The following is a 13,054-nucleotide window of genomic DNA, read 5'->3' on the forward strand; positions in this document are numbered from 1 at the left end:
CCCACCATGTCCGCCGCAAGCGTTGATAGGTGGTGGGCACGGCGCAAGTGCGCCTTTGCCCACCCTACGATTCCGAGCTCGTGGAGAGAGCCCCCTCACCCGTTTCGCGCCAGTATAGAGGGCCTACGCCGCCACGACGCGCGGCGCTTCCATCGCATCCGACGGCTGCACCGGCTTGCTCAGCATCGTCACCTCGCTGAAGCCGACCTCCCTCAGCTGCTCGCACATCAGCGTGCGGGCATCAGCTGCCATCGACGCATCCGGCACCACGACGGCGCGGGCATGCGCCGTCAGCAGTTCGGCCGGAAGATCGGAGGCGCTGCCGGCATCGATCAGCACGTGGTCGTAGGCGCGCAGCAGCGCGTCGATCGCGAGCGCCACGCGCGGCGATTGCAGCAGGCTGCGGTCGAAGCCGGGACGGCCGGCCATGACCAGATGCAGCCGCGAGAGCTTGTCGCGGGTGATGATCTGGGCGAACGAGGCCTCGCCCTGCATCAGCTCGGCGAGGCCCGGCGCCGAAGCATCGACGGACACCGCGGCAATGATCGGCGAGGACGCGGCGAGATCGACGACGACGACGCGGGCATCGCGCGCCAGGTGCCGGGCGAGCGTCAACGTCGACAGCGTGATGGCTTCGCCGGGCGCAGTGCCGAGCACCGTGACCTTCTTCGCCGCCGCGCCCGCGGCACGCAGGCGGTCGGCGAGGTGCTCGATCTCGGTGAACTCGGTCACAGCGGCATCGACCGTGATCTCCGGCTGAAGCGGTGCCGGCTCTTCCGTGACGGGTTCGACGACCGGCTCCACCACCAAGTCTTGCCGAGCCACCGCCGGCTCCCGCCGAACCGCCGCCGGGGTGAACACGGCTGCCGCGCGTGGCGCAGTCTGACGCAACAGCTCACCGGTGACGACGACACCGGACGAAAGCAGCAGCGTCGCGATGGTCGCGATCAGCACGATCGGCAGCTTCTTCGGATAGGCCGGCGTGTTCGAGACGATGGCGCGCGAGATGATGCGGCCGTCCGTCGGCGCGGTATCGATGGTTTCGCGGGTATTGGCTTCGCGGTACTTGGCCAGATAGGTCTCGAGCAGATCGCGCTGCGCCTTTGCTTCGCGCTCCAGGGCGCGGAGCTGGACATCCTGGCCGTTGGTCGAGGCCGCCTGCTTCTTGAGCTGCTCGAGGCTCACGGTCAGGCCATCGACCCGGCCGCTGGCGATCCGGGCGTCGTTTTCGAGCGAGCGCGAGATCTTGGCCGCTTCGTCGCGGATCTGATTGTCGAGGTCGCCAAGCTGCGCCTTCAGCTCCTTGATCCGCGGGTGATTGCCGAGCAGCGTGGATGACTGTTCGGCGAGCTGCGCGCGCAGGGTCACCCTCTGCTCCGACAGCCGGCGCATCAATTCGGAGTTCACGACCTCGGATGCCTCGATCGGCTTGCCGGTCTGGAGCATCTCCTTGATCAGCCGGGCCTTGGATTCCGCATCCGCCTTCATCGAGCGCGCATTGTTGAGCTGGGTGTTCACCTCGCCCATCTGCTGGTTCGACAGCGTGGTGTTGTTGGTCCCGACGAACAGGCTCGACTTGGAACGGAAGTCCTCGACCCTCGCCTCGGCGTCCGAGACCTTCTTGCGCAGGCTCTCGATCTCGCCGGCCAGCCACTGGCTGGCGTTCTTGGCCTGCTCCTGGCGCACGCTCTGCTGGAGCACGAGATAGCCGTCGGCGATCGAATTGGCGACGCGGGCGGCAAGCTCGGAATCGGCGGACTGGAATTCGATCACGATCACGCGCGACTTGTCGACCGCGTAGGCCTGGAGGCGTTCGTAATAGGCATCGAGCACGCGCTCTTCCGGCGTCATCGAGAACGGATCGCGGGCGATACCGATGAGCGCGGCAAGCGACTTCAGAGGCGAGACGCCTTGCAGCACCGGATCGAATTCGGGGCGTTCCGCAAGCTTGTTCTTCCTGATGATCTCCCGCGCGAGATCGCGCGACAACACCAGCTGCACCTGGCTGGTGACGGCCTCGGCGTCGAGCGCCTGTCGCTCCTCGGTGCGGTCGCTGTTCGGGCGCAGGAACACGTTCTCGCGGCCGTCGATCAGGATGCGGGCTTCAGACTTGTAGCGCGGCGTGACGAGATTGACGACAGCAAGGGACGCAACGAGCGCCAGCACCGTCGGCACGATGATCCAGCTGCGCTTGCGCGCCAATGCCGCTCCAAGCGCGCGCAGGTCGATGTCGCCGGATTCGACTTGTGCCTGCTTCGCGACGACAGGCGCAGGGCCCGCTTCAACCTCGGCTTCGATCTTGGGCTCGATCTTGGCCTCGACCTTGGGCGCAGGCTTGGGTCTGGATTTCGAGACTGCCCGCTCGATCACCGCCTTGGCCTTGCTGTCACGCCAGAACGCTAAACGCATCGAACACTCCCGCAGGGCAACGCTGCGACTCTACCTCAACCGGGGCGATTACACTCCATTAAGGTTGCCGCTGGGTTAATCGCGACGGACGGCGGCCGGCCACGCGCGCTCGTCACCGTTTGTTAACCACGAGGACCCTTAATCTCTCACGATTATTTCGTGAGAATTGTTCGGCAGTCGCCGGCGAGCTGGTTTCTATCATGTCCCCTTCTCCCGACCGGCCACTTCGCATCCTGCACGCCGTGCGTGCTCCGGTCGGGGGCATCTTCCGCCACATCCTCGACGTCGCCAACGGCCAGGTCGACCGCGGCCATCATGTCGGCATTCTCGCCGACAGCCTCACCGGCGGGGAGCGCGCCGACAAGGCGCTTGCCGAGCTCGCGCCTCGGCTGAAGCTCGGCGTGCACCGGCTCGCGATCCGCCGCGAGCCGTCGCCCGACGATGTCCTGGTATGGCTTCGCATGAGGCGCCTGATCGCCACGCTCAAGCCCGACGTGATGCACGGCCATGGCGCCAAGGCCGGCGCCTTCATCCGCATGCGGCGGCGCTCCGACGACACCATCCGCATCTACACCCCGCATGGCGGTTCGCTGCATTATCCCCTCAACACCCTCAAGGGCGAGTTCTACGCACGGCTCGAGCGCGCGCTGATGGATTCGACCGACCTGTTCCTGTTCGAGAGCGCATTTGCCCGCGACACCTATCAACGCATCGTCGGCACGCCCAAGGGCGTGGTGCGCTGCGTCTTCAATGGTGTCACCCCCGAGGAGTTCGAGCCGGTCGTAACGGCCGACGATGCCACCGACCTCGCTTATGTCGGCGAGTTCAGGCACATCAAGGGCGCGGATCTGCTGGTCGATGCCGTGGCGCAGCTGCATGCGGGCGGCAGGAAGGTCACGCTGACGCTCGGCGGCGACGGCGAGGAAACGGCGACGCTGAAAGCGCAGGTCGAGAGGCTCGGCCTCTCCGGCGCCATCCGCTTCATCGGCCACGTCAAGCCGCGCTACGGCTTCTCCAAGGGGCGGCTGCTGGTCGTCCCCTCGCGCGGCGATTCCATGCCTTACGTTGTGATCGAGGCGGGTGCCGCCGGTATTCCGATGATCGCGTCCCGCATCGGCGGCATTCCCGAGATCTTCGGCGCCGACAGCCCCGCTTTGTTTGCACCGAGCAATCCCGAGGCCATGGCGGAGGCGATCGCCGCGGCGCTGGACGATCCGCAAACGACCGCGCAGCGCGCGGCCACCTTGCGGGAACGCATCTCCGCACATTTCTCGCAAGCCGCGATGGTCGATGGCGTGCTCGCCGGCTATCGCGACGCATTTACCGAACACTAACCATTCTTAAGTCCCGCTTTAGAGAATCTTCCGATTTGTTCGATAGTCCAAGGTCCAGGGGATGCTCGCCCGGGCGCTCAACGCCGTGCCGCGGGCTTTGGAATGGACGTGGACGCCCGTGGAACCGCTCAACGCACGCTCGATGCTCGATGCCGCGACCAGTGCCGCGGCAAAACCTGCTGACCAGCCCTTCGTGGAGCGCCGTCGCCGGCTCTCAGCTGCCGCGCTCGACGTGGTCAACCAGAAGGTCGCCCGCGCCTATTCGCCGGTCGTGATCGCCGGTTTCGTCCGTCTGGCCGATTTCATGCTGCTGAGCCTCGTCGGCATTGCGCTCTATGTCGGCTATGTCATGCCGCTCTCCGGCGCCTTCAGCTGGATCTATCCCGCCGAGGTCGTCGCCGTCGCGGTCGCCGCCGTGGTCTGCTTCCAGGCCGCCGACATCTACCAGGTCCAGCTGTTCCGTGGTCAGCTCCGGCAGATGACCCGGATGATCTCGTCCTGGTCGTTCGTCTTCCTGCTGTTCATCGGCATCTCCTTCTTCGCCAAGTACGGCAGCGAAATCTCGCGGCTCTGGCTTGCCGCCTTCTACTTCCTCGGACTCGCCACGCTGATTGCCGAGCGTCTGTTGCTGCGCGCGCTGGTGCGTGGCTGGGCGCGCCAGGGCCGGCTCGACCGCCGGACCATCATCGTCGGCTCCGACAGCAACGGCGAGCAGCTGGTCGAGGCGTTGAAGGCGCAGGAAGACTCCGACATCCACGTGCTCGGCGTGTTCGACGACCGCAACGACAGCCGAGCGCTCGACACCTGCGCCGGCGCACGCAAGCTCGGCAAGGTCGACGACATCGTCGAGTTCGCCCGCCGCACCCGCGTCGACCTCGTGCTGTTCGCGCTACCGATCTCGGCGGAAACGCGCATCCTGGAGATGCTGAAGAAGCTCTGGGTGCTGCCGGTCGACATTCGCCTGTCCGCGCACACCAACAAGCTGCGCTTCCGTCCCCGCTCCTATTCCTATCTCGGCGAGGTGCCGACGCTGGACGTGTTCGAGGCACCGATCACCGACTGGGATCTGGTGATGAAGTGGCTGTTCGACCGCCTCGTCGGCAGCCTCGCGCTGCTCGCAGCGCTGCCGGTGATGGGACTGGTGGCGCTGGCGGTGAAGCTCGACAGCCCCGGCCCGGTGCTGTTCCGCCAGAAGCGTTTCGGCTTCAACAACGAACGCATCGACGTCTACAAATTCCGCTCGATGTACCACCATCAGGCCGACCCGACCGCATCGAAGGTCGTGACCAAGAACGATCCGCGCGTCACCCGCGTCGGCCGCTTCATCCGCAAGACGAGCCTCGACGAACTGCCGCAGCTCTTCAACGTGGTGTTCGCCGGCAATCTCTCGCTGGTCGGCCCGCGTCCGCATGCGGTGCAGGGCAAGCTCCAGAGCCGTCTGTTCGACGAAGCCGTCGACGGCTATTTCGCCCGCCACCGCGTCAAGCCGGGCATTACCGGCTGGGCCCAGATCAACGGCTGGCGCGGCGAGATCGACAATGAAGAGAAGATCCAGAAGCGCGTCGAGTTTGACCTGTATTACATCGAGAACTGGTCGGTGCTGTTCGACCTCTACATCCTCCTGAAGACGCCGATCTCGCTGCTGACCAAGAACGAGAACGCGTATTGAGTTTGCGACCACCGAAGACACGCTGTCATCGCCCGGCCAGTGCGCAGTTGCGCACTAGGACCGGGCGATCCAGTACCCACTGGCAGCGAGAACTGCCACGAATGGCTCGGAGTACTGGATGCCCCGCTTTCGCGGAGCATGACAGCGGAAGTTGTGGTGTACGAGTTGCGTAAACGTATGAGCATGTGATGGCGTATGCGGCGACAGCCGATGGAGTGAAACTGGCTGCGCCCGGCGTGCTGGCGCTGCAGCGCGCGCTGGTGTGGCTGGTCGGCGCCTCCGGCGCGATCGTCTTCATCGAGCCGAGCCCGTACGAGATCGCGACGCTGTTCGCCACCGTCACATTCTTCGCCACCGGCCTGCGCCTGCGGCTCGTGCTGATTCCGCTCGTACTGATGCTGGTCCTGCTCAATGTCGGCTACACCATCAGCGCGATCCCGCTGTTCGAGCAGTCCGCGGTGGTGACCTGGATCGCGACTTCCTGGTACATGGCGGTGACGGTGGTGTTCTTCGCGATGGTCACCTCGGAAGACACGGCGGCCCGGCTCGACATGCTCCGCCGCGGGCTCGTGGTCGGCGCGATGGTTGCCTCGCTGTTGGCGGTCGCCGGCTACTTCCACCTCGTTCCCGGCGGCAACGACCTCCTGACGCTCTACGGACGCGCGCGCGGCACGTTCAAGGACCCCAACGTGCTCGGCGCCTTCCTGATCCTGCCGGCGCTGTTCGCGCTCCAGAGCGTGGTCTCGGACAGGCTGGCCAAGGCGTTGCGCAACGTCGTCGCCTTCGGCCTCATGTCGCTGGCGATCCTGCTCGCCTTCTCCCGCGCCGCCTGGGGCGGATTGGTGCTGACCTCCGCCTTCATGCTGGCGCTGATGGTGCTGACCAGCCGCACCAATGCGCAGCGCTCGCGCATCATCGTCATGGCGATCGTCGCCGCGGTGCTGGGCCTCGCGCTGATCGCGGTGCTGCTGTCGTTCGATTCCACCGCCGAGATGTTCAAGCAGCGCGCGAGCTTCGATCAGAGCTATGACGAAGGCCGCTTCGGCCGGTTCGGCCGGCACATCCTAGGCGCGGAGATGGCGCTCGACCTGCCGTTCGGCATCGGCCCCCTGCAATTCCACCGCTACTTCCCCGAGGACACCCACAACTCCTACCTGAACGCCTTCATGTCCGGCGGCTGGCTTTCCGGCGTGTGCTATCCCGCGCTGGTCTTCACCACCGTCATCATGGGCTTCCGGCACATCTTCGTCCGCGTGCCATGGCAGCGCGCCTATCTCGCGGTCTTCTCCGCGTTCCTCGGCACCGTCGGCGAAAGCTTCGTGATCGACACCGATCACTGGCGGCACTTCTGGATGATGCTGGGCGCGATGTGGGGCATGATCGCGGCCGCGCAGGCCTACAAGATCAAAACCGCTAGCGACGAAGCTTCTTCAGCTTGAGTGCCGGCCGCTTCTCCGGCGGCGTATCGAGCAAACTCTTGAGCGCCTCGGTTGCCGTCAGCACGCCCTTGTAGCCCTCATTGGCGAAGCGCAGCAGCAAGCGCAGTTCCTCGTCTGAATAGGCGCCGAAAACCTTCTCCATCGCCTGCTGCATCGGCACATAGAGCTCACCGATCTTCATGGCCTTCTCCGGTACGACGGAAATGAACACCTTGCGGCGGTCTTTCTCGTCCCGCTCACGACGCACCAGGCCGGCCTTTTCGAGCCGATCGACCACGCCGGTGATGGCACCAGTCGTCAGGCCGGTGACTTCGGCGAGCCGGCCCGCGGTGACACGGCCTTCGAGATACAGGATGTCCATGCATTCAAGGTCGGAATTGGCAATTCCGGCAACGTTGGCAACGGTCTGGCCGTAGAGCACGCCCTGCGCGGACGACCTGCGCATCGCTTCCTCCAGCTCCTGCAGCAATGCCGCGCGCCCCTTCGTCCTTGACAAGATCGGCCTCTTCTCTTACTCGGTTTATATCTTAGTTACTAAGAGATTTAGTAACCGTAATTTCTCCCTAGCACCATGGAAAAGTCGGGAGCAAGCCATGACCCACCGTCCCCGCAGGGCCCTGATCATCGGCGCCGGCATCGCCGGGCCCGTCGTCGCGATCCTGCTGCGCCGCGCCGGCATCGAGTCCGCGATCTACGAGGCCTGGCCTTATTCGAAAGGCATCGGCGGCGGCCTTCAGATCGCGCCGAACGGCATGCATGTCCTGGAGGAGATCGGGCTTGCGAACGAATTGATCAGCCGCGGCTCGGTCGCGGAAGCCTTCGACTTCTATTCGCAGGACGGCGAGAAACTCGGCTCGATCAACCGCGACATGGCCCGGCGCTTCGGCCAGCCGGCCGTCAACATCTCCCGCGCCACGCTGAACGAGATCCTGATCGACAAGGCCTGGTGCGCCTGCGTCTCGCTTTATTTCGAGAAGCGCCTGATCAAGATCGAGGATCGCGGCGACCAGCCGATCATCGCCTACTTCGCCGACGGCACCACCGCGGAAGGCGACTTCCTGATCGGCGCCGACGGCGTGCACTCGGTCGTGCGCCGCCAGGTAATTCCGGACGGGCCACAGCCGTTCAACACCGGACTGATCGGCTTCGGCGGCTTCGTGCCGCACGCCGTCCTCGCCCGCAGGCCGATCGGCCGGCACGTCGAGACCACGTTCGGCCAGAGCGGCTTCTTCGGCTACGGCTATTGCAGCCCCGATCCGACCGACGGGGTGATGTGGTGGAGCACCCAGCCCGCGCACGGCATGGACGCTGCGATGTTCCGCGCGCTCGATCACGCCGCGCTGAAGCAGCGTCTGCGCGGCTTCCACCGCGGCTGGCACGATCCGATTCCCGATATCATCGAGGCCGCCGAGAACATCGTCGTCACCGACACGCTCGACGTCGCAACCCTACCGACCTGGTCGCGCAAGCGTTCGCTGCTGATCGGGGACGCCGCGCATGCGACCAGCCCCCATGCCGGCCAGGGCGCCGCGCTGGCTCTCGAAGATGCGATGCGCCTTGCGCGGCTGATGCAGGAGGGCCAGGAGCTCGGCGCCACCTTCCAGGCCTTCGAGGCCGAGCGCCGTCCGCGCACCGAGAAGATCGTCGCGATGGCGCGTCGCAACGGCAACAGCAAGCGCGAGTTCAGCGCCACCGGCGCGTGGATACGCAATCAGATGATGAAATGGCTGCTGCCGCTCGGGGCGAAAGGCATGGAGTTCATGTACGCGTATGACGCGCGGGCGGTGTGACAGAGACGGTGCCATAGGGTGGGCAAAGCGCAACATGCCCACCACTGAGAGATGGTGGGCACGGCGCATTGCGCCTTTGCCCACCCTTGTATTAGCCCGATTGGTTATATTGAGCCGTTCCGTGAGGAATGGCCCAGCCCGGGTGGCCGCCCGAGCTGGGTCGCCGTTCGATCGGATCGGTACCCACCGAAGCCTTGAGGGCTGTCAGACGTAGCAAGATCGCGATCGGCACTTCATCGGGACCCGAATGGTTGAACGAACTTTAGGTTCGCATAACAAGGGAGGGATCGACGAAGATGGCCAAGCATACCACGATCTGTGCCGGGATCGATACCGGCAAACGGAAGCTCGATGTGGCGATCGAGGGCAGCCGCGAGCAGTTGCAGGTGACGAACACGGCGGAAGGCCATGAGGCTTTGCTGACGTGGCTGCGACAGCATCGCATCAAACGCGTCGGCATCGAGGCGAGCGGCGGTTACGAACAGGCTGTCGTCGCCGAACTGCGACGCAAGGGGTTTGTGGTTGTGGTGTTTCAGCCGGCTCAGGTCCGAGCCTATGCCGCATTCCACTTGCAACGGGCCAAGAACGATAAGATCGATGCCGCTCTTATCGCAACCTGCACCGCCGCGGTGCGGAAGATCCATACCGCTCCCGATCCCCGGTTGCTGCCGTTCGCCGAGCAGCTGACCATGATCGATCAGATCGGTGAGGATATTGCACGCCTCAAAAACAGGATCGAAAGCTGCCGCAATGCGGCGATCAACAAGCTCTGGCAAGAGGATATCGCTCGCCTGGAGCAGCGCGTGAGGGTCGCACTCAAGGCTCTGGTCGCCTCGATCCGCAAGCATCCCGACCTTGCCAAGAGACTTGCCCTGATCAACAGCGTTGACGGCATCGGGCTGCCGACCGCCGTGGCCATCCTGGTGCGTCTGCCTGAGATCGGCCAGATCACGCGGGAGCAAGCTGTCGCTCTCGCCGGCCTTGCGCCCTATGACGACGACAGCGGCGACCGGTCAGGCGTTCGGCATATCGAGGGCGGACGAAAGCGGCTGCGCCGCGCCCTTTATACGGCTTCACTGGCCGCATCGTTTCGATGGAACCCGCAGCTCATCAAGCTCTATCAACGGCTGACTGCGGCTGGAAAGGAACACAAGCAGGCGCTCGTTGCCTGTGCCAGAAAGATGCTCATCTTCGCCAACACAGTGGTGGCTCGCGGCACGCCGTGGTGCGGCGAACCTCCGGTAGGATCATTCCCTGCTTCTTAGTTCGACCGAGACGCGCTTCTTCGTCCCGACCTACGGCTCCTCATGACGTCGCGCGTAGCGTCCGTCAAGGATGGCCGTCGCTCGCCCCAACATCACCCGATCTGCCGCCAGGCCACGCCTTGACGGACGCGAGCACGGCGTCATCATGGCAGACGCAGGCGATCCGGACGGCGCAAAACACGGCCGCTATTTAATGGTTGCTACGAGAGCCGACCTAGCTCTCCACCCTGAACGTCAGCCCCGCATTGTCCTGCAGCCGCTTGATCAGCTTGTGCTGCATCGCTGCGCCCGGCGTCCAGAAGCCTCCCGGAACATCCGTCGCATCACGCAGCAGACAGATCGCGCATTCGGAGATCATCTTGGAAGTCGAGCCGTAGCCGGGATCGCGGTCGCCGGTGACGCCGGCGCGAACCTGGCGTCCGTCCGGTGCGATCGCGACGTAGAGCAGATCGAACAAGCCGTTCTCGCGTTCCTCCTTCGACGGCCCTTCGCCCGGCTTCGGCGCATTCGGGCCGGTCTTCTCGGCGTTGACCGCCATCACGCGCTTGGCGTTGGCTTCGCCCTTCTCTCCGGGACCGGTCAGGACCATCTCGTCGTAGACGAAGTCCTTGCCGTAGGGAAAGCCCATCAGCATGTTGGAACGATGGACGTTGCGGGTGTTGATCAGCGCCATCATGAACGGCGCGGCCCAGGATTGCAGATCCTCCTCGTAAGCCGCCCGGTTGCCTTTGGGCTGCTTCGGGCCGGTGAAATCAGGCGTCAGCGCAAAATGGTCGTTGAGAATGGCAACGAGGCTGAGGTCCTTGGCGACCGCATCGAAAGTCGCCTTTGCACTCGCCGCGGTGCCGCCTGACAGCGTGCCGCGCATGTCGCGCACGCGGCCCTTCACGCGCGCGGCCGGCGCGCCGAACATGCGCCTGGCTTCCTCCTGCACGAAGAACGTGCCGAGCTCGAACGGCACGGAGTCGTAACCGCAGGAGAACACGATGCGCGCGCCGCTCGCCTTGGCCGCCGCCTCGTACTTGTCGATCATCTGCCGCATCCAGACCGGCTCGCCGCAGAGATCGAAATAATCCGCACCCGCAGCGACGCAGGCCGCGAGCAGGTCCTCGCCATAGAACTGGTACGGCCCCACCGTCGTGATCACCGACCTCGTCTGAGCGACCATCGCCTTCAGCGACGCCGCATCCGACGCATCCGCCACGATCAGCGGCGTGTCGGCGGGCGCACCGATCGCATCGCGCACCGATTTCAGCTTGTCGAGGCTGCGGCCCGCCATCGCCCATGTCAGGGACTTGTCGTCCTTGTAGTGCGCCGCCAGATATTCGGCGACGAGCTGGCCGGTGAAACCGGTCGCGCCGTAGACGACGATGTCGAATTTCGCAGAGCTCATGGTCGGCCTTTATTTCTTCGCGTAACTCACGCCCATCCCGGCACGGACGTCGCTTTGAATGCCATAGGGCGGGATCGGATAGCGCAGGCCGTTCCTGGCCAGCGCCTTCATGCCTTCGACTGCCTTGGCGAGATGCGACGGCTTCAAGGCCATCAGCATCTCCTCGTCCGGCACGCCGCCATAGCGCCGTTCGGCATAGCATGGCAAGGACAGGCTGGGCTCCCCGGTCTTGAGTGCCCGCCCCCAGGAATCCGCACACGCGGTCTCGCCGACCACGCCCCATTCGAACTTCCGGTAGCCGGTATATTGCAGCCCGTTGATCAGGATGATCATCTGCCCCGGCGTCGCATAGACCAGGCAGATGTCGGGCGGATCGAACCGGCCGCTCGCCAGCGGACTGACGGCGAGCGCCTGATACTGCCCGAACGGAACCACATCCAGCGCCTCCTGGCGCTTACGCGCATCCTCCGCCGTGCCGTGCCAGACCCCGACATAGTTTTCGCCGGCGAGCCATTTCTCGTCCTGCGGCGCAAGGCCGATTACCGCGCGGCATTGCGCGCCGACGAGGTCGTCGGCGGTGATGCCGACGGTCCATCCGAGGCGCGCGGCCATGCTGACGATCTGATCGGTGGTGTGAATTGCGTTCGGACGCCGGACCTTCGGGATCGCCTCCATCTCCGCGGCCGTTGCGAACAGCTTCATGCCGATCACCGTCGTCTTCAGCCGCAGCAGGCTGTTGAGGTCGGCGACGAGGCCGGCAAGATCGATCCTCTCTGCGCTCTGCTCCTGCATGGCGGTCCCTCCCGGCCGGCGATCGCGCGCCGTGTGTTGTTGTTTTGCGACCCTCGTTCTAGTCCTTGCCCGGCCCCGGAAGCAACTCGCCGGTCCGGCCCATCAGACGGTAGGCCACGAGGCCGATCCACTCGCGGACGGCTACTTCGGTTCGGCCCAGCCCGTCCGCTCCGACATTGGTGAAGGACAACAGATCGTCTCGTCCCCCCATCCGCCAGTCCACGGGATAGGCCTCGACGTTAAATCCGGCCTTGCGGAAGATCCCCATCGAGCGCGGCATGTGGAAGGCCGAGGTGACCAGGAGCCAGCGCTCGCCCGGCTTTGGCGATACCAATTTCCTGGTGAAGATCGCATTCTCCCAGGTGTTGCGGGAGTCGCGTTCGAGGATCAGGCGTTGCTTCGGTATGCCGAGATTCTCCAGGATCGGCGCGGAGTAGTCGGCCTCCTTCGCCTCGGTCGAAACCAGGTTCGCTGAGCCTCCGGTGAAGACGATGCGCGCGTTCGGATAGCGCCGCGCGAGCTCGGCCGGCGCGAACAGACGATCGGCCGCATGCGCGACGACGGGCGTGCGGTGCGCCGCCGACAGATCGGTGTCGACGGAGCCGCCGAGCACGATGATGCCGTCGGGCGCGCCGCGCGACGGAACCCACGCCGGAAAGCGCGACTCCAGCGGATAGATCAGGAGATTGCCGAGCGGCGAGAACGCAGCGAGCCCCAGCACCACCAGCGTGATCACAGCAAGCCTGCGGCCGAGCGCGGCAAAGCGCGTCGCCATCAGCACGACGGACAGGATCCCGAGCTCGACCAGGAGATTGATCGGGAGCAGCGCGACGCCGAGGGTCTTGGAAAGAACAAAGAACAGGGGAGCCTCGCTGAAATCATCGTGCCTGTCTGTGCAGGGCTTGACCGGCCCCGCCATCTTCAGAAATCTTCTTGAAAGAGGATCGATCGTTGGGTCAAGCC

At 65.0% G+C, this 13,054-nt stretch carries 10 protein-coding genes; 5 read left to right on the top strand and 5 right to left on the bottom strand.

The annotated features are described in order from the left end of the window. Positions 1 to 123: 123 nt before the first annotated feature. Positions 124 to 2,409, bottom strand: coding sequence for an exopolysaccharide transport family protein (locus tag FJV43_RS00600; RefSeq protein WP_239623888.1), 2,286 nt, complete (start codon positions 2,407 to 2,409; stop codon positions 124 to 126). A gap of 200 nt (positions 2,410 to 2,609) precedes the next feature. On the opposite strand from FJV43_RS00600, the gene FJV43_RS00605 reads away from it, so the two are divergent. From FJV43_RS00605 to FJV43_RS00615, 3 genes are all read left to right on the top strand, one after another. Continuing rightward, positions 2,610 to 3,743 carry a glycosyltransferase family 4 protein gene (locus FJV43_RS00605; protein WP_239623889.1) on the top strand — a complete coding sequence of 378 codons (1,134 nt, stop codon included), beginning with the start codon at positions 2,610 to 2,612 and terminating at the stop codon, positions 3,741 to 3,743. Positions 3,744 to 3,861: 118 nt separating this feature from the next. Further along, positions 3,862 to 5,412, top strand: a complete 1,551-nt coding sequence (locus FJV43_RS00610) for an undecaprenyl-phosphate glucose phosphotransferase (protein WP_239623890.1) — start codon at positions 3,862 to 3,864, stop codon at positions 5,410 to 5,412. 188 nt (positions 5,413 to 5,600) lie between these two features. Next, the gene (locus FJV43_RS00615) at positions 5,601 to 6,851 is read left to right on the top strand and encodes an O-antigen ligase family protein (RefSeq protein WP_239623891.1); all 1,251 of its coding nucleotides are present in this window, start codon (positions 5,601 to 5,603) and stop codon (positions 6,849 to 6,851) included. Here FJV43_RS00615 and FJV43_RS00620 read toward each other — a convergent pair. After that, complete coding sequence (locus FJV43_RS00620; protein WP_239629796.1) at positions 6,826 to 7,296, bottom strand: MarR family transcriptional regulator; 471 nt, start codon at positions 7,294 to 7,296, stop codon at positions 6,826 to 6,828. The genes FJV43_RS00615 and FJV43_RS00620 overlap by 26 nt on opposite strands. A 148-nt stretch (positions 7,297 to 7,444) precedes the next feature. Here FJV43_RS00620 and FJV43_RS00625 point away from each other — a divergent pair, with 148 nt between their 5' ends. Together FJV43_RS00625 and FJV43_RS00630 are read left to right on the top strand one after the other, a co-directional pair. Then, a complete protein-coding gene (locus tag FJV43_RS00625; RefSeq protein WP_239623892.1) occupies positions 7,445 to 8,641 on the top strand; it encodes an FAD-dependent monooxygenase in 1,197 nt (398 codons plus the stop codon). Between the two features lie 296 nt (positions 8,642 to 8,937). Beyond that, entirely contained in the window at positions 8,938 to 9,906 is a 969-nt protein-coding gene (locus FJV43_RS00630; RefSeq protein ID WP_239621302.1) for an IS110 family transposase, read from the top strand. A 214-nt stretch (positions 9,907 to 10,120) separates the two neighbouring features. On the opposite strand, the gene FJV43_RS00635 is transcribed toward FJV43_RS00630, so the two are convergent. Genes FJV43_RS00635 through FJV43_RS00645 form a run of 3 tightly spaced genes read right to left on the bottom strand, consistent with a single transcriptional unit; the run spans position 10,121 to position 12,917 of the window. Further along, positions 10,121 to 11,299, bottom strand: coding sequence for a saccharopine dehydrogenase NADP-binding domain-containing protein (locus tag FJV43_RS00635; protein ID WP_239623893.1), 1,179 nt, complete (start codon positions 11,297 to 11,299; stop codon positions 10,121 to 10,123). 9 nt (positions 11,300 to 11,308) lie between these two features. Further along, a complete protein-coding gene (locus FJV43_RS00640; RefSeq protein WP_239623894.1) occupies positions 11,309 to 12,091 on the bottom strand; it encodes a DUF169 domain-containing protein in 783 nt (260 codons plus the stop codon). A 58-nt stretch (positions 12,092 to 12,149) separates the two neighbouring features. Then, positions 12,150 to 12,917, bottom strand: coding sequence for a YdcF family protein (locus FJV43_RS00645; RefSeq protein WP_239629797.1), 768 nt, complete (start codon positions 12,915 to 12,917; stop codon positions 12,150 to 12,152). Positions 12,918 to 13,054: the final 137 nt, after the last annotated feature.

The organism is Bradyrhizobium sp. I71 (genome assembly GCF_022354745.1).
Classification (GTDB): Bacteria; Pseudomonadota; Alphaproteobacteria; order Rhizobiales; family Xanthobacteraceae; genus Bradyrhizobium; species Bradyrhizobium liaoningense.

Bases quoted from the DNA above. Each gene is read 5' to 3' on its own strand.
- FJV43_RS00635 (WP_239623893.1), bottom strand. From the start codon at position 11,299: ATGAGCTCTGCGAAATTCGACATCGTCGTCTACGGCGCGACCGGTTTC.
- FJV43_RS00620 (WP_239629796.1), bottom strand. From the start codon at position 7,296: ATGCGCAGGTCGTCCGCGCAGGGCGTGCTCTACGGCCAGACCGTTGCC.
- FJV43_RS00630 (WP_239621302.1), top strand. From the start codon at position 8,938: ATGGCCAAGCATACCACGATCTGTGCCGGGATCGATACCGGCAAACGG.
- FJV43_RS00605 (WP_239623889.1), top strand. From the start codon at position 2,610: ATGTCCCCTTCTCCCGACCGGCCACTTCGCATCCTGCACGCCGTGCGT.
- FJV43_RS00640 (WP_239623894.1), bottom strand. From the start codon at position 12,091: ATGCAGGAGCAGAGCGCAGAGAGGATCGATCTTGCCGGCCTCGTCGCC.
- FJV43_RS00615 (WP_239623891.1), top strand. From the start codon at position 5,601: ATGGCGTATGCGGCGACAGCCGATGGAGTGAAACTGGCTGCGCCCGGC.
- FJV43_RS00625 (WP_239623892.1), top strand. From the start codon at position 7,445: ATGACCCACCGTCCCCGCAGGGCCCTGATCATCGGCGCCGGCATCGCC.
- FJV43_RS00600 (WP_239623888.1), bottom strand. From the start codon at position 2,409: ATGCGTTTAGCGTTCTGGCGTGACAGCAAGGCCAAGGCGGTGATCGAG.